The following is a 19,207-nucleotide window of genomic DNA, read 5'->3' on the forward strand; positions in this document are numbered from 1 at the left end:
TCGTCAGCCTCTCAGAACTCCAGGACGACCTGGAGCGCGTCGGCGGGACGCTCATCCAGGAGGACGTATGCCTCGGCCGCGTCGGCGACCGGGACGACATGGCTCACCAGGGACTTCACGTCGACGTGGCCGTCGGCGACGAGCCGCAGGAAGGTCCGCTGGAGCCGGTCCACGCTCCAGCGCCCGGCGAGCTGCGGCGGGACCCCGCCGATCTGGGAGGAGACGAGCTGCACGCGGTTGTGGTGGAACTCGTCGCCGAGCCGCAGGCCCACGCCGTCGCCCTGGTAGAAGCCCGAGGCGACGACGCGCCCGCCCACGGCGACCGAGCGGATGGCCTCGTGCAGGGCGGGGTGGGCGCCGCTGATCTCGATGGCGACGTCGGCGCCGAGCCCGCCGGTGGCCTCGCGGATCCGCTCCGCGACGGCGTCGGCGCGCGCGTTCAGGGTGCGTGCGGCACCGTACTCCGCGGCCTTGGCGAGCCGGGAGTCGAGCGCGTCGACGGCGGTGACGCGGGCGCCGCTCAGCTCCGCCAGCCGGGTGGTGAGCAGGCCGATCACGCCCTGGCCGAAGACGGCGACGTCCTCGCCGAGGTGGATGTCGGCGGCGAGGACGGCGTTGTACGCGATGGCCCCGACCCTGGCGAAGGCGCCCGCGAGCGGGGCGAGCCCCTCGGGGAGCGCGTGGCCGACCATCCGCTCGGCGGGGACGAGGCCCTCGCCGCGGTGTCCCCAGATGCCCCACACCACGTCGCCGGGTGCGGGCAGCCCGGGCGTGCCCGCGAGCTCGGGGGAGACCTCGACGACCTCGCCGACCTCGGAGTAGCCCCAGCCGGCCACCGGGTACGAGATGCCGGGCCCCGCGTCGCGGAAGATCCTGGCCTCGGGGTCCCAGGTGCGGGTCAGGTAGGGGTTGGTCCCCCGGTAGGCGGTGAGTTCGGTGCCCGCGGAGATGCCGGAGTACAGGGTCCGGACGCGCAGGTGGCCGGGAGGCAGGGGGAGTGACTCGCCGGTGGCGATCTCCACCTGACGGGGGCCGGTGAACTGGACGACACGTTCCACAGGAGCTCCGGAAGATCGTTTTTGTGTACCTGTTGGACAAATACGGTTAGCTTGTGTCGAAGATAGCCCAAACTTAGGTCTTGTCAATAAGCAAAAGTGGTGCTCTGATGCAACACGTACGAAACACGGCGGCAGTGAGGAAGATTTATGCGCAGGCGGTCTCGAAGGTCGAGGGCACTGACGGCCGCTGTGGCCGTCGCGCTGGGAATCGGGCTGGTGTCCGGTTGCGCCGCGGGAGGTGAGAGCGCCCCGGACAACAGGATCACGGTCTGGAGCCTGGAGAACCTCACCCCTCGCATGGAGGCGACCAAGAAGATCGTCGCGGCCTTCGAGAAGGAGAGCGGCGTCCAGGTCGACCTGGTCGGGGTCGACGAGGGCCAGCTGCCACAGCTGATCATGTCCGCGGCCGCCGCGGGCACCCTCCCCGACGTCCTCGGCGGCGTCCCGCTCGCCTCGGTCTGGCAGATGTACACCAACGGCCTGCTCGACACCGCGGCCGCGGGCCGGATCGTCGAGGGGCTCGGCACGGGAACCTTCAACCGCAACGCGCTCACGCTGACCGGCGACGGCGACGGCGGGGCCACCCGCCTCAGCGTTCCCAGCGACGCCTGGATGCAGATCCTCGTCTACCGCAAGGACCTGTTCGCCAAGGCGGGGCTGCCCGCCCCCGACTCCTACGACACCATGCTGCGGGCCGCGAAGGCCCTGAACGCCGGTGAGGTCAGCGGCATGTCACTCGCCACCGACCCGAGCGACGTCTTCACCCAGCAGAGCTTCGAGGACCTCGCGCTCGCCAACGGCTGCGGCCTCGTCGGCCCCGGCGGCGACGTCGGCCTCGACAGCCCCCAGTGCCGGCAGGCCTTCGCCACCTACCACCAGCTCGCCGCCGACTACGGGGCCCCGGGCACGCAGAGCGTGGACTCCACCCGCGCCACCTACTTCGCCGGCCGCTCCGCGATGATCGTCTGGTCCACCTTCCTGCTGGACGAGCTGGCCGGCCTGCGCGCCGACGCGCTGCCCAGTTGCGCGCAGTGCGCCCAGGACCCCGCCTTCCTGTCGGACAACAGCGGGATCGTCACGGCCCTGAAGGGCCCGGGCGCCGCCGAGCCCGCCCAGTTCGGGGAGATCGCCTCCTGGGCGGTCACCCGGACCGCCGAGACCGCGGCCTCGGAGAAGTTCGTCACGTACATGATGGGCACCGGGTACGAGGGCTGGTTCGGGATGGCCCCCGAGGGCAAGATCCCGGTCCGCGGCGGCACGGCCGAGGACCCCGACAGGTACCTCGAGGCCTGGCGCGCCAGCGACGTCGGCGTCGACACGAAGAAGCCGATGAAGTCCGTCTTCTCCGCCGAGTTCCTCGACCGGCTCGCCTCCGGCGTGAGTGACATGCGGCGCTGGGGCCTCACCGAGGGTCAGGGCGCGCTGGTCGGCGCGACGCTCGGCGAGCTCCCCATCCCGAAGGCGGTCGGCGCCATGACCTCCGGCCAGATCTCCCCGGAAGAGGCCGCCAGGGAGGCCGACGATGAAGTCACGGCCCTGCAGAAGTCCCTCCAGTGAGCGCCCCCCGCGGCCCCCGTCCCCCGAGGAACCCACGATGAGCACCACACAGGGCGCCGAGCGGCGCCGACCCCCCGAGACGAGCCCCGACCCCGAGGTCCGGCGCGACAGGCCCCTCACCCTGGCCCAGCGCGAGAACAGGACCGGGCTGGCCTTCGTGACGCCCACCGTGCTCGTGGTCATGGTCGTCGTCATCCTGCCCATCGCCTGGACCGTGCTGCTCGCCTTCCAGCGGGCGCGGCTGGTCGACATCCAGGGCATGGGCCTGCTGTCCAACTGGACCTGGGAGAACTTCGCCGAGGTCTTCACCTCGCCCGGCTTCTGGACCTCGCTGTGGACCACCCTGGTCTACACCGCGGGCAGCACCGCCGGGTCGATCGCCCTCGGGCTGGTCGCCGCCCTCGCCCTGCGCCGCCCCTTCCGCGGCCGTGCCCTGCTGCGCGGATCGATGCTGCTGCCCTACGTCGCGCCCGTGGTGGCCGTCACGTTCGTCTGGGAGATCGCGCTCAGCCCGCAGTTCGGCATCGTCAACGAGCTGGGCACCCACCTGTTCGGCTGGGACAAGCCGATCGCCTTCCTGTCCACCCGCTCCCACGAGATCTCCATCCTCGGCTGGGACGTGGAGCTGCCGCTCGCCCTGCTCACCGTCATCGCCTTCGAGATCTGGCGGTACTTCCCGTTCGCCTTCCTGTTCCTGCTCGCCCGCCTCCAGGCGGTGCCCGCCGGGATAGAGGAGGCCGCCACGGTGGACGGCGCCACGCTCACCCAGCGCTTCCGCCACATCCTGCTGCCCCAGCTGATGCCGGTGATCGCGCTGCTGTCGGTGCTGCGGTTCATCATGACGTTCAACAAGTTCGACGACGTCTACCTGCTCACCGGGGGCGGCTCGGGCACCGACGTCGTCGCCGTACGGGTCTACGACTTCCTCACCGCCCGCTACGACGTGGGTGCGGCGGCCGCGCAGGCGCTGGTCCTCGCGATCGTCCTCGCCGTGCTGCTCGGCATCTACTTCAAGTTCTTCGCCAAGAGGGTCCAGGAGGAGGCGTCATGAGCCGCGCACAGGTCGAGGAGAGGACCTTCGCCGTCCTGCGGTGGATCGTGATCGCCCTTCTCGCGGTCGTCACGCTCTTCCCCTTCTACTACATGCTGCTGCTGTCGGTGAAGCCCATCGACCAGCTGCTGCTCGACCCCGGCCGGTTGTGGGTGACCCTCTCGGAGCTCACGTTCGACACCTACCGCAACGTCCTGCAGTCGGTCGACGAGGGCGGCCAGGGCTTCCTGCGGATGCTCGGCAACTCCGCGCTCGTCGCCCTCGCCACCGTGGCGCTCACCCTGCTGGCCTCGGTGCCCGGCGCCTACGCGGTCAGCCGCCTGCGGTTCCTCGGCGGCCGCCAGGTCAGCGCGGTGTTCCTCGCCGTCTATCTCTTCCCGTCCACCCTGCTGGCGGTCCCGCTGTTCGTGATGTTCGCCAAGATCGGCCTGCAGGGCAGCCTGACCGGGCTCGTCATCGTCTACATCGCGCAGACCGTGCCCGTCTCCATCTACATGCTGAAGAACTACTTCGTCACCATCCCCAAGAGCGTCGAGGAGGCCGCGGCGCTCGACGGCTGCTCGCGGGCGCAGATCCTGCGCAAGATCGTGCTGCCCCTGGCCGCGCCCTCGCTCATGGCGACCGGCCTGTACGTCTTCATGATCGCCTGGAACGAGTTCCTCTTCGCGCTGCTCTTCCTCGCCGCAGCCCCCGACCAGTGGACGGTCTCGCTGGGCCTGCAGCAACTCGCCAACGGCATCGAGGTCCCCAAGACGGTTCTCATGGCGGGGTCGGTGGTCCTCACGATTCCCGTGGTAGTTCTTTTCTACGCCGCTGAGAGACTCCTTACCGAGGGCCTCACCAGCGGTGCGGACAAGAGCTAGAGCCGAGGAGAGACACACCGGATGGCAACGCCCTGGAGCACCGCAGGCCACCTCCTGGAACTGATCCGCACCGGGCAGGCGCGCACCCGGGGTGAGCTCCAGCGCGTCACCGGCCTGTCCCGCTCCACCGTCGGCCAGCGGCTCGACCAGCTCTTCGACGCCGGTTGGCTGCGCGCCGTCCCCGGCGGGCAGTCGACCGGGGGGCGTCCCTCCAACCTGCTGGAGTTCGACACCGGCCACGCCGTGGTCCTCGCCGCCGACCTGGACGTCACCCACGCCCGCGCAGCGGTGATGGACCTGGCGGGCGGCGTCCTGGCCGAGCACACCGAGGCCCTGCCGATCGAGGACGGCCCGGAGGTCGTCCTGGACCGGCTCGGCCTGTGGTTCGCCGGCCTGCTGACCGCGGCCGGGACCGCTCCAGAGGCGGTCTGCGGGGTGGGCCTGTCGCTCCCCGGGCCCGTCGACTCCTCGTCGGGACGGGTCGTACGACCGCCGATCATGCCGGGCTGGGACGGCTACCCGGTTCCCGGGCGGACGCAGAGCTCGCTCGCCCTGCACGCCGGGGTGGACGCCGCCGTCCCGGTCCTGGTCGACAACGACGCCAACCTGATGGGGCTGGGCGAGCAGCGCCACGCGTTCGCCGACTGTTCCGCGTTCGTCCTGGTCAAGGTCTCCACCGGCATCGGCGCCGGCGTCGTCGTCGACGGCAAGGTCTTCCGCGGCATCGACGGCGGCGCCGGCGACCTCGGCCACATCCGCCTGCACGACCGGTCGGAGGCCCGCTGCATGTGCGGCTCGTACGGCTGCCTGGCCGCCGTCGCCAGCGGCCGCGCCCTGGCCGGGCAGCTCGCCGCCCTCGGCGTGCCCGCCCAGTCCGGCGCCGACGTCCGCGCCCACCTCGACGCCGGTTCCCCCGACGCCGGGCGCCTGGCCCGCGAGGCCGGACGCCGCTGCGGCGAGGTGCTCGTCACCGTCGTCACCCTGCTCAACCCCGGCGTGCTGATGATCGCCGGAGACCTGGCGGAGACCCACTTCGTCACCGGGGTACGCGAGCTGCTCTACCAGCGTGCCCTGCCCCGGGCCACCCGCAACCTGCAGGTCGTCACCTCCCGGCTCGGCGACCGCGCCGCGCTCGCCGGGGCCACCGCGATGGTGGTGGAGCACCTGTACGCCCCCGACCAGGCCGACGCCCGCCTGACGGCGCCGGCCCGTCCGCACCACCGCTCACCTGCCGGAGTCGAATCGTGAACACCACCACACCCGTCGAGGTCGGCCTGATCGGCGCCGGCCCCTGGGCCCGCACCATGCACGCCCGGATGCTGGCCGCGGGCCCGGAGACCCGCCTCTCCGCCGTCTGGGCGCGCCGCGCCCCCGCCGCCCGGGAGATCGCCGAGTCGTACGGGGCGATCGTCGCCGGCACGCCGGAGGAACTGTTCGACCGGTGCGAGGCCGTCGCGTTCGCCGTGCCCCCCGCCGTCCAGGCGGAACTCGCCGTGCGCGCGGCCAAGGCGGGCAAGGCCGTGCTGCTGGAGAAGCCGCTGGGGCCCGACCTCGCGTCGGCGCGCGCGGTGGCGGAGGCCGTCGCCGAGGCGGGCGTCGTCTCGCAGATGGTGCTGACCAAGCGCTACCATCCCACCACCCGCGACTTCCTGCGCCGCGCCGCGCTGCTGGAGACGACCGGTGCCCGCTCGTGCTACCTGCACGGCGCCTTCCTCGGCGGGGAGTTCGCCACCGGCTGGCGGCTGGAACAGGGAGCCCTGCTCGACCTCGGCCCGCACCTGCTGGACCTGCTGGACGCCGCCGTCGGTCCCATCACCGCCATCCGGGCGACCGGCGACCCGCGCCGCTGGGTGGAGCTGACCTGCGAGCACGAGAACGGCGCCGTCAGCCAGGCGTCCCTGTCGGGCAGCGTCCTGCTGCCCAAGGCGCGCACCCGGATCGAGCTGCTCGGACCGGCGGGGGAGCTCGTCTTCGACACCTCCGGGATCGACCACGAGGAGTGCTGGCCCGTCCTGCGCGCCGAGTTCGCCGCCGCCGTGCGGTCGGGCCGCCCGGGCGAGCTGGACGCGGCCCGGGGCCTGCGCCTGCAGGAGCTGATCGAGGCCGCGACGCTGACCCTGTCCTGACCCTGTCGCGCCGGCTCCGCCGCGCCGCCCACGGCTCCGCCGGCCGTCACCACGCCGGCCCTCACACGTCGGCCGCCGCCGGGCACGGCCACCGGAGCGGCGGCCGGCGGCGGTCAGGCGGTTTCCTTTCCCCAGCAGGTTCTTTACCGACCACAAGAATGAGAGGATTCTATTTATATAGTTTCATACAGGCTTTCATGCAGGCGCGGAAGGGAGATCCGGCATGGCTGGGGATGAGGTCATGCGGTTGCGTGCCCTGCGGGCGGAGGTGGCCGGCACCTGTCGCGAAGCCGGGTGGCGCCAGGCTCTCACCCAGGCGATCCTGTGCCGGTACACGGACGAGGAACCCCCGGGCGCCGCGACCCGGAAGGATCTCGACGAGGCGGCAGAACACGCGGGCTGGCTCCTCGCCCACGACTGCGACCAGTGGTCCTTCGCCCTGGTGGGACGGGTGCACGAGGTCCGGTGGGAGGAATTCGGCGATCCCGCCGATCGCGACGCCGCCATCACCATGCTCTCCGAGGCGGACGACCTGCGCGAGGAGAACGCCTGGTTCAGCGCCGCCGACCACGAGGCCCTCGCCGAGCTGCTGCTGAGCCGTCACGCCGACCGGGGCGTGCCCTACGACCTGGACCTGGCGGTCGACAGGCTCAGGGCGGCCCTGCGCGAGTGCGACGACGGGGAGTCGGCCCTCTACCTGCGCTACCGGCTGGGCACGGTACTGGCCACGCGCGTCACCCACCCGGGTACGCGGCACGCGGATCTCGGCGAGGCCGTCGCCCTGCTCGAGAACGTGCTCCCTCACCTGCCGGAGGGCGACCCGGCCACGTACCAGGCGACGTTCGCCCTGGGCGGGCTCCTGCGGAGCAGGGGACTCGCCAGCGGCAGCGCCGCCGACCTGGAACGGGCGGCGGGTCACCTCGGCCTGTTCCTGCAGGCCACTCCCGACGACGACCCGCTCAGGCCGAAGGCGGCGCGTGACCTGGCCAGTACGCTCACCCACCTCGGCGGGGCCTCGGACGCCTCCTGAGGCGACACCGGGACGACACTGGGACGACACCGGGACGACACGTCCGGGGCGCCCTCGGAACGGGGGCGGGTCGCGGGATGGGCGGCCCGCCGTGGCGAGGCGGTCAGCCGTCCTCCCAGAGGCGGTCCTCCGGGGTGCTCGACGGCGGCTCGCCCACCCGCGCGGCCACGGACCGCGCCGCGGCCAGCAGCGGGTGCCCCTCGCTCAGGGGAGGTCGGCCGTGGGCCAGCGGGCGGCGGTCGAGCAGCGGCGCGAGGAGGGGCGCCACCTCCTCCACCTCGCCCGAGCCCATCCTGCGCAGCGCGAGGTCCAGCCGCCCGGCCAGGACCAGCGGGTGCGAGGCGTCCAGCGTGTCCTCGCCCATCGCGACGAGCGCCGCGCTCGCGGTCTCCGACTCGTCCTCGTGCCCGAGGGCGTACGCGGCACGGGCGGTCAGCAGCAGCCGCTCCGCCTGGCCGGGGAAGTCGTCGTCCATGCCGCGCTCGTCCTTCGCGAGGGACGCGAGCACCCGCGCCGCGCCGGCCGCGTCGCCGAGGGCCAGCTGCGCGGTGGCCTGGGCGCGCCGCACCGGCCGCTCGGGAGGGAGCGCCCGCAGGGCGGCGAGCGCCTGGGCGGGCTCGCCCGAGGCGGTGAGCGCCATGGCGCGGACCAGCGCCGCCTCGCCGCCCAGCCGGGGCGACACCTGCCGCGCGAACCACTCCGTGGTGACGGTGACCCCGGTGAGCAGCCGCACCGCCTGGGCGGGGAATCCCGAGGCCAGCTCGATCTCCGCCAGGCGCACCGCGTCGTACTGGAGCCAGTAGCCCTCGGGCGGCAGGTGCTGCGTCCGCAGCCGGAGCGCCTCGGTCAGGTGGTGGCGCGCCTGCGCGGGCTGGCCCGCCGCGAGCAGCGCCTCGGCGAGGGTCACCCTGGCCGAGGCGGTGTTGACGTTGTCGGGCCCGAGGCGCTGCTCGCGGTCGGCCAGCGTCGCCTCCGCCACGGTCACGCCGGTGACGGTCCGGCCCGCGCGGGAGGCGGCCCTGGCCATCGCCTGCCGGGTGAGCGTGAACCGCCGCCACGCCGGGGCGACCCCGGTGGCGGGGACGCCCTCGGCCCGCTGCTCGTTCACCTTCCGCAGCTCGCGCAGGCCCTCGGCGGGACGGCCGGCCTCCACCAGCACCTCGGCGAGGTTGTGCCGCGCCCGGGTGCTGAGCGGCGTCACGTCCGCGGAGCCGGAGAGCTCGGCCGCCGCCTGCAGCGACCGCTCGAAGCAGGACCTCGCGCCCGCCAGGTCGCCCAGGCGCAGCAGGGCCAGACCCTGCCTGCTGGTCACGTCGCACAGGGCCCGCGGGTCGTGAGGGTCGGCCGTCAGCAGGTCCGCCAGCTCCCCGCCGACCTCCGCCGCCCGGGCCAGCAGCGGGCTGCTGTCGAGCAGGACCTGCAGGACCACCTCCAGGGCGCGAGCCCTGGCACGGCCGCCGGAGCCCGCCCGCTCGGTGAACTCGGCGGTATGTTCGGCGGCGTGCAGCCGCTCGGCCCACTCCCCGGCCAGCGGGAAGAGGTCACGGGCGAGCCAGTGCGCGCACAGTGCGGCCGCCTGGCGGTCCGCCGGGCCCTCGGGATCGTCGGCCATCGACCGGAAGGCCAGCTCCGACAGGCGCTCGGCGCTCGCCGCGGCCCACCCCGCGGGCGGGACGCCGACCGTCAGCGCGGCGAGCTCGAGCCTGGGCGCCAGATACCGCGCGTACGCGGTGACACGGCCCTCCCACCCCGCGGCGGCCGTGGCGCCGTAGACCTCCGCCACCTCCCACACCGGCTGGACCTGCCCGGCCGACGGGCGCTTCTCCGAGGTGGAGATGTCGCCGATGCCCAGGCGCACCTGGGCGAGCATGAAACGCTCCACCTGGTGGAAGCGCGCCACCCTGCGCAGCGCCGCCGTGACCAGGCGCTGCGCGTCGAGCAGGGAGCGCGGTGGCTCCGGCGCGCCGTCGCCGGAGGTGAACTCGTCGAAGGCGTGCTTGACGGCCAGGGCCACCAGCACGCGCCGGCTCCTGACCTCGTTGTACAGCCAGACGGCGCTGCGGCCCCTGCCGCCCTCGGCGCCCCGCGGCAGCCGCACCCGCTCCGCGACGTCCTCGGCTCTCACCTGGTGGTAGTCGCCGCCGCGGAAGGCATCGGCCGACGCCGCCGCGATGGCCGCGAGCCTGCGCTCCTGTGCCGACACCCTTCCACCCCCTCAGATCACCGCACATGAATATATCTCACTATGGTTCGGCGGACCTTGGGTTGATGAGTTGACTATCGCAACAGATGTCCCGATGTCGTCGAGCTGTGCCGGGTTGTAGAGATCGAGCAACGCCTCGGCGACGGTCAGCCCCTTACGCGGGACTCGCCGGCGCCGGATTCTCCTGCACGGAGAACATCCTCTACTTCGGCCGCGTCATCACCACCTTCGCCGCGTCGGACACGTCCGACGTGAACGCGGTCGCCCTGCTCGTCGCGATCACGCCGCACGGTGTGTGGGACCGGGCCGGGCTCGCCGGAAGCGATCCGTTCCTGACGGCGCGTGACGCGTCCGGTCCCGGTGTCGCCGCCTTCGGTACCGCCGTTCCGTTGTCGACCGGGGCCCGAGGCGGGACCGGTGATCGTCGCGCCGAGGAGCACGTCGTCTACGGGCGGGGCCGCCCGTTTCCGGAGCCCTGCCCGCGCGTGCGCACGGTTTCCACGAGTGTCCTGGCGACCGCGATGGTCGCCCTGCCCACCGCGCCGACCACGGGTTCTCGTTCCTCGGCCGCCGTGGGGCCCGGGTCGGGGTGGACGGGGCCGGCCCGCCCGGCGCGGACGGCCTCCATCTGCGCGGCGAACGCCAGTCCCAGGAAGAGGGCGATCGAGCTGAGGAACGACCACAGCAACAGGGCCATGACGGCCGTGAGCGGTCCGTACGTGGCGCCGAAGGTGCCGCTGCTCTCGGTGTAGAAGGCCAGCAGGAGGGTGAAGACCGTCCACAGGGTGAGCGAGACCAGGGCGCCGAACGCCAGCCAGGTGTGACCGGGCTGCCTCCTGCGCGGCGCGGCGCGGAACAGCACCGAGGTCGACAGCAGCGCGAGGAGGAAACCGAGCGGCCAGCGCACCAGGTTGAACGCCTCCGTGGTCCCGCCGTTCCAGTCGTAGACCTGCGCCAGGGCCCTGCTGATGGCGCCGCCGCCGACCATCACCACGAAACCGGCGGTCATGAAGGCTCCGGCCGTCAGGGCCATCACCAGGGCCCTGCCGTACTTGCGATGGAACGGCCGGTCCCGCTCGACGCCGTAGATGCGGTTCGCCCCCCGCTCCACCTGGGCCATGGCGCTGGTCAGCGAGAACAGGGCGGTGACGAGGCCGAACCAGAGCGCGAGGGCGCCCCCGGTACGGCCCGCCTGCCGGTGGCTGTCGGCGAGCACGTCCTTGACCGCCTCCACCCCCGCCCCCGGCGCGAGCCTGCTCAGGACCAGCTCCAGCACCTCGCCGAGATGCTCCTGGTTGATCACCGAGCTCAGCCCGACCAGCGCGATGGCGCCGGGGATGATCGACAGGCAGATCTGGAAGGCCAGAGCCCTGGCGTTGGTCATGCCCTCGCCGTACCTGAACCTGGCGACGGAGTCGCGGACCAGGTGCCAGCGGCCGTATTTGCGCAGGGTCGTCCACGCGTGGTCGGCGGAGAGCTCTTCGCCGTTCATGGTCCGCGTCTGCGGGACCTTCGTCGCTGTTCCCATATCGCCGGACCCGCTACCCCGTGAACGACGCCACGAACAAAACGCCTCCGACTGTGGCCGACGACACTGGATAAGAGGCCGATTCTGGGTAGTGCAGGCTCATGGCTGAATTCCTCACAGATATCAAGGAGCTTCGGGCGCGGGCGCGCCAGGAGATCGACAAGGGTCCCATCACGTCGGCCTACGGCGCGGATCTGCCCCGGGTGATCCAGGTGTGCAACGAGGCCCTGGCGACCGAGCTGGTCTGCGTGCTCCGCTACAAGCGGCACTACTACACCGCCTCGGGCCTCCACGCCGGGCTGGTGGCCGCGGAGTTCCTGGAGCACGCCGCCGAGGAGCAGGAGCACGCCGACCGTCTCGCCCAGCGCATCGTCCAGCTCGGCGGCGAGCCGGACTTCAACCCCGAGACGCTGGCCGCGCGCTCGCACGCCGAGTACGACGACAGCCTCGACCTGATCGAGATGGTCAAGGAGGACCTGGTCGCCGAGCGGATCGCGATCGCCTCCTACACCGAGATCATCAACTGGCTGGGCAACGGCGACGTGACCACCAGGCGCGTCTTCGAGGACCTGCTGGCCCAGGAGGAGGAGCACGCCGACGATCTCAAGGGCCTGCTGGAGAGACTTCCCGGCGCCCTGGCCGGCGGGGACTCCCAGGGGCAGGGCTGAGCGGCGGGCGCGGGCCGCGCGGCGCGGCCCGGCCGGTCAGCCGGTCGTGCAGGACACCTCGGGAACCGGGGAGCCCGTCCCGGAGGACATGAAGCCGAAGACGGTGCTCGCGCCGGGAGCCAGGGACCCGTTCCAGGCGGCGTTCCGCGCCGAGACGGCGGTTCCCGACTGGGTCACCATCGCGTTCCACCATTGGCTGATCTGCCGCCCGGTGAACGTCCAGTTCACCCTCCAGCCGGTGATGGCCGCCGGGCCGTCGTTCTTGACGATCACGTCGGCCTGGAAGCCGCCCGGCCATTGGTTGTTCATACGGTAGGTCGCCGTGCAGCCGACGCCGGGCGTGGGGGTGGGAGTCGGGGTCGGCGTGGGAGTCGGCGTCGGGGTCGGATCGGGTTCGGCACCGAGCAGCGCGGCCAGCGCGGGGAACCACCGGTCGGCGATCTTCTGGTCGCCCGACGCGTTGGGATGCACCCCGTCATAGGTGTCGTAGGCGGTGCTGAAGCCCGTCCACTGGTCGACCACGACCACCGGGGACCGCGCGGTGGTCTTGCCCGCCGCCCAGCCGGGGATCGCCGCGTTGAGCGCGGAGACCCGCTGCGCGCACTCACCGCACGTGCTCGGATTCATGGGGATGATCTGGGCGACGAGGACCTTCGTGTCGGGGTTGCTCGCCCGCATCTGGTCCACCAGCTTGCCGTACGCGGACAGGATGGTGGCGGTCGGGCGGTTGCTCCAGGCGTCGTTGGTGCCGAAGTGCATCAGCACGATGTCGGGCCTGGCCGCCGCGAGCCAGCCGGGGAGCTGGTTCTGGTCGGCGACGTTGGTGACCAGCGCCCCGCCGTGCCCCTCGTTGTCCCCGTCGTGCGCGACGCCGCAGCCCTGCGGCGGCAGGGTGCCGACGAAGTCGATCCCGGTGTGGCCGGCGTTCACGAGGCGGTTCCAGAGCAGGGCCCGCCAGCACCCGGGGGAGCCGGTGATGGAGTCGCCGAGCGCCATGACCCTGGTGGCCGCCGCCCGAGCGGGGGCCGCGGTGCCCGCCAGGAGGAGCCCCAGGGTCGCGACCGCGGTCACGGCGGCCGCCAGAACCGTCGGAATCGTGCCGCCTCCGCGTGCCGTCCTTCGCATCTTGCGCTCCCGCCTCGGTGGGGGCCGATGCTAGGCGCCCCGGGCGGAGGCCGGAAGCCACCCGCCCACCCGGGAGGGCCTGACCTGCGCGACCGCCCCCGGCGGGGGTGTAACTTTCAACCCGCCCCCGATCTCGCGGTTGCCGCCGGCCGTCCGCCGGCCGTCCGCCGGGCGTCACCGAGCGGCGCCGACGCGGCGGGGCAGCGGGCCGAGGTGGTGCGGGAAGCGGTGGCGCAACGCCCCGGCCGCGGCGGCGGCCAGCGCGACGAGGGCGGCGCCGACGAGCAGCGCCGAATGGTAGCCGTGACGCAGAAGCGGGGTCACGATCACGGGGCCGAGGATCTGCCCGACGCTGTAGCCGGTGGTGAGGATCGCGACCGCGCGCGGGACCCGCAGATGGGCGCCGGCGGCCAGGGTGAGGGTGGCGACGCCGAGGAACGTGGCGCCGAAGAGGGTCGCCGCCACCAGCGCGGCCACGATCCCGCCGGTCAGGGCCGGCAGCGCGATGCCGACGGCCTGCACCACGAGCGCGACGAGGAGCAGCGCCGGCCGGGACCAGATGCGGCTGAGCCATGCCCACAGGGCCGTCGAGGGCAGTGCGGCGATCCCGGCCAGGATCCAGGCGCCGCTGCCGACCCAGCCGGGCGCGGTCTGGTCGATCGCGGCGACGAGGAACGTGCCGGCGATGATGTACCCGGTCCCTTCGAAGGTGTAGGAGGCGAGCAACGCGACGAACCAGCGCGGTCCGGGCGCGTCCCGGGAGCGGGGCGGGGCAGGCGACCTGCGAGGCAAGGCGGGCCCGGCCTCGAGCCGCCAGGCCAGGGCGGCGAACACGCCCGTCAGCGCGGCCGTGGTCCACCAGGCCTGCTGCCAGGTGCCGGTGGTCCGCAGGATCGCCACCAGGATCCCCGACAGGGCGATCCCCGCCCCGATGCCGCCGAAGGCCCATCCGGCGAGGTGGTGCGCGTGGCCGCGCAGTCCGGTGAGCACGGCGTCGGCGGCGATGACGAAGATCAGCGCGCTGGCGACCCCGGCGACGATCCGGAGCAGCGCCCAGACGGTGCCGAGGTGGGTGATCGGCATGAGGGCCGGCGTGACGACCAGGATCGTCAGCGACAGCCGCAGCGCCCGGCGGGAGACGAAGAGCGAGGGAGCGACGATCGCGGCGATCGCCCCGAGAAGGTATCCGATGTAGTTCGCGGTGGCCAGTTCCGCGCCCAGCCGCGCCGGCAGCCCGGCCTGGGCGTGCATCAGGGGCAGGATCGGGGTGTAGGCGAAACGGCCGACGCCCATGCCCGCGGCGAGGGCCGCCGCGCCCTGCCCGACGATCCGCCAGGGCCGGTCCGCCCGTACCGTCTCGCCGGCATCCGTGCCGCGCTCTCGCGGGAGGCTCGGCGTACGCCTTTCGGCCGGCCGGCGGGGAGTCCCGGTGATCACGGTGACCTCCGGTGCGTTCATGCGCCTCTCCTTCCTTCCGGGGGGCGGGAACCTTCCGGGGGGCGGGAATCCTCTCCCGGGGTGCGGGAAGGCGGATGAGGGCTCGTGAGAACGGTCATGGCCGGCCGGCGGCGTGCCGGGCGAGGGGGAGGCGGAGCACGAAGCGCGCTCCGGCGTCGGCGTCCTCGACGTCCAGGGTGCCGCTGTGGGCGTGGGCGATGTCGCGAGCGATGGCCAGGCCGAGGCCGGTACCGCCGCGTTGCCGGCAGCGGGCGCTGTCGAGCCGGGAGAAGCACTCGAAGACGCGTTCGCGGTCCGAGACGGGGATCCCGGGCCCGTCGTCGGCGACGACGAGCTCGGCCGTGCTCTCGTGCCGGCGTACCTGGAGCTGTATCGAGTGCCGGGCGCACCGGCGGGCGTTGTCGAGCAGGTTGGCCACCAGCCTGTCCAGGAGCGCGGGCACCGCGTCGACGACGACCGGGGCCGCGGCCCGCAACCGGATGTCCGGGCCCTCGGCCGTCTTGGCCGTCTTGGCCGTCTCGGCCACGTGGGCGCGGGCCACGGCGGAAAGGTCGACGGGCTGCTGCCGTCCGTATGTCGCCTCCGCGACCCGCGTGAGCAGCAGGAGGTCATCGGTGATCGCTTCGAGCCGCTCGACGCCGCGAAGCGCCGCGTCGAGGAGCCGGGGCAGATCGGTCTGGCCGGGGTGCAACCGGGCCTCCTCGAGCTCGGCCCTGAGGCCGGTGAGGGGAGTGCGGAGCTCGTGGGCGGCGGCGGCGGCGAACCGGCGGTGAATCCGATCCCTTTCGGTGGTCAGGGCCGCCTGGGTTGCGTTCATGTTCACTCTTTCGGCAGGTTTCGGCCGTTGGCATCACCGGCTCGTTCGAACAGGGCGGGACCCGGACACCTCGGAGGGTTCGCGGAAGCCGGATCGCCGTACGCCGAGCCTCGGCGCGTCGAGCGGCGGCTCAGCCGGCGGCAGTGGCGTACCGGCCTCCGGCGGCGCGGCCGGTATGCCGGTCAGACGTGCTGACATCGCGACTTTCCCCGTATTTCGTGCACCCATCGTGGGCCACCCGGTGCCATCCCGCCACGACCGATTCGCTCCCTGCTGTTAGGTAAAACCTCTCACAGGGTTATGATGCGTGGATGGAGCTGCGCCAGCTGCGCTACTTCGTCGCGGTGGCCGAGGAGTTGCACTTCGGCCGCGCCGCGGCCAGGTTGCGCATCGCCGGCCCGTCGCTCTCCCAGCAGATCAAGGGGCTGGAGCGGGATCTGGGCGTGCGCCTGTTCGACCGGGACCGCCGCTCGGTCGCGATGACCCCCTCCGGGCAGGCCCTGCTCGCCCAGGCCCGGGCGGTGCTCGAACAGGCCGACGAGCTGCGCCGTTCCGCGACCGGTCTGTCCGCCACCGAGCCGGTCCAGCTCGGTTACGTCAGCTGGCTGCCGCCCGACCTGGCCGCCCGCGCGTCCGGCGTCGCGCAACTGCACGTCGACGCGTGGGTCATGCCGTCGCACATCCAGGCCGGCCGGGTCGCCGACGGCAGCATCGACCTGGCCGTCTGCTGGGTGCAGACCGACGGCCTGGACGGCCGCGGCCTCGAGGCCCGGCCGATCGGCGCGGACCGGCTCTTCGCGGTCTCCGCCGGCGCCGAGACGTCCGCCGTCAAGGCCGGGGACACCGTGGTGCTGGTGGACAGCGACACCGCCACCTGGGGCTCGTGGAACCGCTACGCCGAGGCGTTCGGCCGCGACACCGGCGCCCGCGTCGTGCACGTCGACGACGGGGGCATCGCCGGCCGGGCCTTCTTCGATCACGTACGCCGGCTTCGCCGCCCCGTCATCAACTCGGTGAAGGGCCTGAACGCATCGGTGCCGCCGGACCTCCACCGGCGCACGGTGGTCGACCCGGCACCGTACTGGACGTGGGCCCTCGTCTCCCGGCGCGACGAGACCCGCGAGGCCGTGCGGGCCACCGTCGAAACACTGACCCGCGACGTCGGCGGCCCCGGCCTGGACGACGACGCGGCGTGGCTGCCGGCCGGCGACCCGTTCCGCGCCGCGGGGCCGGCGGGTCCGGGGCCCCGGCCGTCCCCGGCGGAGAAAGAGGCACCCGCCGCGACCCGACACCGGTGATCTTCACGACGGTCCGCGGCCCGGGCGTGCGCTCACGGCGCCCCCGCGCTCGCGGCCCGGTTCCGAGGGCACGTCACGCAGGCCGTTCCACGACGTAGCGGGACCTGTCGTGGAAGCCGGTGACGCGGGCGCCGTCCCGCAGGAGGCCGCCCAGCACCTCGCGTACGGCCGGCCGCCACGCCCCGGCGGCCCGTGGATCGGCGCGGCGCAGCGCCTCGACGTCCCGGGGCACGGCGACCAGCACCGTTCCCGCCCCGGCCGCCTCGGACGGTCCCCGCACCGGGCCGCCGTCGTCTCCCTCGATCAGCGCGCTCACCGCGTCCGGCGGGATCACCGGGCGGTGCGGTTCCCCCCGGACGGCGGCCAGGACGTGCGGCTCGGTCAGCCGCCAGACGGCCAGCACCCGGTCGGACTCGTCCCCGGCGTTGATCGCGTCGCCCATCGCGCCGTAGAAGGACGGCAGGTACTCCTCAGGGCGGGCCCCCAGCTTGGCCAGGTTGAAATGCGCGTTGCGCCGCACCAGCGGATCGTAGGTCCAGGTGATCCGCTCCAGGCCGCGCTCCAGGGCCCACGCCCGCTGGTGCAGCTTCAGCGCGAACCCGATCCCGCGCCCGGCCAGGACGCCGGTGACATGCGAGTGCAGCACCTGTCCGGCCGGAGCGCCCAGGAACCCGACCGACGCGCCCACCAGCCTGCCGCCCTCGTACGCTCCGGCCACGTAGTTGCCCGCGTGCGACAGCGCCCGCATCAGCTCCACCGTGACGGGCGCGCCGCCGGGGGCGGGGCGCCAGATGCCGTCGAACAGGCGGAAGACGTCCTCGAACTCCTCGATGGAGCGCAACTCGCGCAACACCACGCCGTTCACCCGGGCGTCCCCCGGTTCGCCGGTGACGCCACGCCGCTCACGCGAGCACCGCCCCGATCAGGCCCGCCAGCAGTGCCGCGCGGCCGGGCATCTCGGCCACGACGACGTGCTCGTCGTCGGCGTGGGCGCCGCCGCCCACCGCGCCGAGCCCGTCGAGGGTGGGGCAGCCCGCCCCGGCGGTGAAGTTGCCGTCGGAGGCCCCGCCCACGCCGACACCGGTGAGGGGGGCGAGCCCCAGATCGGCGGCGACCTTCTGGGCGAGGGCGAACAGCCCGGCCGACGAGGCGTGCTCCATGGGAGGGCGGTTCGGGCCTCCGGTGATCTCCAGCCGGGTCCCGGCGATCCGGGGGGAGAGCGCCCGCATCAGCTCGTCCACCCGCCTCTGCGCGGCGAGGGTGGGCACGCGGACGTCCACCGACAGGCGGGCCAACGCGGGCACGGTGTTGGCCGTGGTCCCGGCCGACAGCACGGTCGGCGTGACGGTGGCCGGTCCGAGGGACCCCCGCGTTTCCCGGTCGCCGTCCCCCGTCCGGTCGTCCGCCCGGTCGCCGGTCCGGTGGCCGTGGCTCCGGCCGTCCGTCTGGCCGCCGCCCGTCAGGTCGTCGCCCGTCTGGCCGTCGCCCGTGCGGTCGCCGTCGGCCCGGCCGTCGTTCACCCGCTCGGCGATGCCGGTGACGGCGAGGATCTGGTGGGCCAGCTCGACCCCGGCGTTCGCGCCCCTGCCGGGGTCGAGCCCCGCGTGCGCGCCACGGCCGCGCACCACGACCTCGTACATCGACGTGCCCTTGCGCGCGATCTTGAGTGCGCCGCCCTCGGCGCTCGCCTCCAGGACGAACGCGGCCGCGCAGCCGCGCGCCGACTCCTCGACCAGCGCGCGAGAGGTCGGGGAGCCGACCTCCTCGTCCCCGGTGACCAGCACGCACACCCCGTCCGGTGACGGCAGCGCGGCCAGCGCGTGGAACATCTGGACCAGCCCGGCCTTCATGTCGAACACCCCGGGGCCCCGGGCGATCCCGTCGGTGACCGACCAGGGGCGGGCCGGGAGCGAGCCGATCGGCCAGACGGTGTCGTGGTGGCCGAGCAGCAGCACCCTGGGAGTGCCGAAGGTCCACCGCAGGTGGGTGACCCCGCCGATCACGATCGTCTCGGCCCTGGCGCCGAGCCCGCGGTGCCCCTGGTCGGCGACCACCCGCGCGCTGCGGGCCACCGCCCGGTGGTCGGCGGAGAACGACTCGCACACGACGAGCTCTCGCAGGTCCTCAAGCATGACATCCAGGTTCACCGTGGTCGCCTCTCCGCCGATCCGTTGTTACCGCGACCGTATGACAGGCCGGGACGCCGGGATCCGCCTGGTTTCCCGAAGATCGGTCAGGTTCTTCGCGCATCCGGCCAAGGACGCCTCCCGTCCCGTGCCCTCCATCCCGTCCCGCGCCCGCCCGGCCGAGATCGTCCACTCCGCCTCCCATCCCGTCCCGCGCCCGCCCGGCCGAGATCGTCCACTCCGCCTCCCATCCCGTCCCGCGCCCGCCCGGCCGAGATCGTCCACTCCGCCTCCCATCC

15 protein-coding genes and 1 pseudogene are annotated in these 19,207 nt (G+C 73.4%); 8 read left to right on the forward strand and 8 right to left on the reverse strand.

The features are described from left to right. Positions 1-11: 11 nt before the first annotated feature. A complete protein-coding gene (locus AB0F88_RS35720) occupies positions 12-1,058 on the reverse strand; it encodes a zinc-binding alcohol dehydrogenase (protein ID WP_362694729.1) in 1,047 nt (348 codons plus the stop codon). Positions 1,059-1,205: 147 nt separating this feature from the next. Between AB0F88_RS35720 and AB0F88_RS35725 the strand changes: the two genes are divergently transcribed. The 6 genes from AB0F88_RS35725 (at position 1,206) to AB0F88_RS35750 (ending at position 7,685) form a co-directional block, all read left to right on the forward strand. After that, positions 1,206-2,615, forward strand: coding sequence for an extracellular solute-binding protein (locus AB0F88_RS35725; protein WP_362694732.1), 1,410 nt, complete (start codon positions 1,206-1,208; stop codon positions 2,613-2,615). 37 nt (positions 2,616-2,652) lie between these two features. Next, complete coding sequence (locus tag AB0F88_RS35730) at positions 2,653-3,666, forward strand: sugar ABC transporter permease (RefSeq protein WP_362694735.1); 1,014 nt, start codon at positions 2,653-2,655, stop codon at positions 3,664-3,666. Continuing rightward, positions 3,663-4,529, forward strand: coding sequence for a carbohydrate ABC transporter permease (locus tag AB0F88_RS35735; protein ID WP_362694738.1), 867 nt, complete (start codon positions 3,663-3,665; stop codon positions 4,527-4,529). Before AB0F88_RS35730 ends, AB0F88_RS35735 begins: the two co-directional genes overlap by 4 nt. A gap of 21 nt (positions 4,530-4,550) precedes the next feature. After that, on the forward strand, positions 4,551-5,777 hold the full coding sequence (locus AB0F88_RS35740) for an ROK family transcriptional regulator (protein WP_362694741.1): 1,227 nt from the start codon (positions 4,551-4,553) through the stop codon (positions 5,775-5,777). Next, positions 5,774-6,655 (forward strand): Gfo/Idh/MocA family oxidoreductase, encoded by an 882-nt coding sequence (locus AB0F88_RS35745; RefSeq protein ID WP_362694744.1) that lies wholly within the window; start codon positions 5,774-5,776, stop codon positions 6,653-6,655. Before AB0F88_RS35740 ends, AB0F88_RS35745 begins: the two co-directional genes overlap by 4 nt. A gap of 223 nt (positions 6,656-6,878) precedes the next feature. After that, complete coding sequence (locus tag AB0F88_RS35750; protein ID WP_362694747.1) at positions 6,879-7,685, forward strand: hypothetical protein; 807 nt, start codon at positions 6,879-6,881, stop codon at positions 7,683-7,685. A gap of 103 nt (positions 7,686-7,788) precedes the next feature. Here AB0F88_RS35750 and AB0F88_RS35755 read toward each other — a convergent pair whose 3' ends face one another. Both AB0F88_RS35755 and AB0F88_RS35760 read right to left on the reverse strand, forming a co-directional pair. Further along, a complete protein-coding gene (locus AB0F88_RS35755) occupies positions 7,789-9,888 on the reverse strand; it encodes a tetratricopeptide repeat protein (RefSeq protein WP_362694750.1) in 2,100 nt (699 codons plus the stop codon). A 445-nt stretch (positions 9,889-10,333) separates the two neighbouring features. Then, positions 10,334-11,380, reverse strand: coding sequence for a YihY/virulence factor BrkB family protein (locus tag AB0F88_RS35760; RefSeq protein WP_362694753.1), 1,047 nt, complete (start codon positions 11,378-11,380; stop codon positions 10,334-10,336). Between the two features lie 137 nt (positions 11,381-11,517). Between AB0F88_RS35760 and AB0F88_RS35765 the strand changes: the two genes are divergently transcribed. Next, positions 11,518-12,084: a ferritin-like domain-containing protein gene (locus tag AB0F88_RS35765; RefSeq protein WP_362694756.1), complete on the forward strand. Its 567-nt coding sequence runs from the start codon at positions 11,518-11,520 to the stop codon at positions 12,082-12,084. Between the two features lie 36 nt (positions 12,085-12,120). Here the strand turns inward: AB0F88_RS35765 and AB0F88_RS35770 are convergent, their stop codons facing one another. The 3 genes from AB0F88_RS35770 to AB0F88_RS35780 form a co-directional block, all read right to left on the reverse strand. Further along, positions 12,121-13,209, reverse strand: a complete 1,089-nt coding sequence (locus tag AB0F88_RS35770) for a cellulose binding domain-containing protein (RefSeq protein ID WP_362694759.1) — start codon at positions 13,207-13,209, stop codon at positions 12,121-12,123. A 174-nt stretch (positions 13,210-13,383) separates the two neighbouring features. Further along, a complete protein-coding gene (locus AB0F88_RS35775; RefSeq protein ID WP_362694762.1) occupies positions 13,384-14,667 on the reverse strand; it encodes a YbfB/YjiJ family MFS transporter in 1,284 nt (427 codons plus the stop codon). A gap of 94 nt (positions 14,668-14,761) precedes the next feature. After that, positions 14,762-15,484, reverse strand: a complete 723-nt coding sequence (locus AB0F88_RS35780) for a HAMP domain-containing sensor histidine kinase (protein WP_362694765.1) — start codon at positions 15,482-15,484, stop codon at positions 14,762-14,764. Positions 15,485-15,795: 311 nt separating this feature from the next. Here AB0F88_RS35780 and AB0F88_RS35785 point away from each other — a divergent pair. Beyond that, a pseudogene (locus tag AB0F88_RS35785) lies at positions 15,796-15,978 on the forward strand (LysR family transcriptional regulator); the annotation flags it as partial. An 877-nt stretch (positions 15,979-16,855) separates the two neighbouring features. Here the strand turns inward: AB0F88_RS35785 and AB0F88_RS35790 are convergent. Together AB0F88_RS35790 and AB0F88_RS35795 are read right to left on the reverse strand one after the other, a co-directional pair. Next, positions 16,856-17,647 (reverse strand): GNAT family N-acetyltransferase, encoded by a 792-nt coding sequence (locus AB0F88_RS35790; protein WP_362694768.1) that lies wholly within the window; start codon positions 17,645-17,647, stop codon positions 16,856-16,858. Between the two features lie 37 nt (positions 17,648-17,684). Next, positions 17,685-18,914, reverse strand: coding sequence for a M20 family metallopeptidase (locus AB0F88_RS35795; RefSeq protein ID WP_362694771.1), 1,230 nt, complete (start codon positions 18,912-18,914; stop codon positions 17,685-17,687). Positions 18,915-19,207 lie beyond the last annotated feature (293 nt).

The organism is Streptosporangium sp. NPDC023963, from assembly GCF_040639135.1.
GTDB lineage: Bacteria > Actinomycetota > Actinomycetes > Streptosporangiales > Streptosporangiaceae > Streptosporangium.

Coding starts and splice junctions, on each gene's coding strand:
- AB0F88_RS35760 (WP_362694753.1), bottom strand. CDS start 11,380: ATGAACGGCGAAGAGCTCTCCGCCGACCACGCGTGGACGACCCTGCGC.
- AB0F88_RS35770 (WP_362694759.1), bottom strand. CDS start 13,209: ATGCGAAGGACGGCACGCGGAGGCGGCACGATTCCGACGGTTCTGGCG.
- AB0F88_RS35725 (WP_362694732.1), top strand. CDS start 1,206: ATGCGCAGGCGGTCTCGAAGGTCGAGGGCACTGACGGCCGCTGTGGCC.
- AB0F88_RS35730 (WP_362694735.1), top strand. CDS start 2,653: ATGAGCACCACACAGGGCGCCGAGCGGCGCCGACCCCCCGAGACGAGC.
- AB0F88_RS35735 (WP_362694738.1), top strand. CDS start 3,663: ATGAGCCGCGCACAGGTCGAGGAGAGGACCTTCGCCGTCCTGCGGTGG.
- AB0F88_RS35740 (WP_362694741.1), top strand. CDS start 4,551: ATGGCAACGCCCTGGAGCACCGCAGGCCACCTCCTGGAACTGATCCGC.
- AB0F88_RS35775 (WP_362694762.1), bottom strand. CDS start 14,667: ATGAACGCACCGGAGGTCACCGTGATCACCGGGACTCCCCGCCGGCCG.
- AB0F88_RS35750 (WP_362694747.1), top strand. CDS start 6,879: ATGGCTGGGGATGAGGTCATGCGGTTGCGTGCCCTGCGGGCGGAGGTG.
- AB0F88_RS35780 (WP_362694765.1), bottom strand. CDS start 15,484: ATGAACGCAACCCAGGCGGCCCTGACCACCGAAAGGGATCGGATTCAC.
- AB0F88_RS35795 (WP_362694771.1), bottom strand. CDS start 18,914: ATGCTTGAGGACCTGCGAGAGCTCGTCGTGTGCGAGTCGTTCTCCGCC.
- AB0F88_RS35765 (WP_362694756.1), top strand. CDS start 11,518: ATGGCTGAATTCCTCACAGATATCAAGGAGCTTCGGGCGCGGGCGCGC.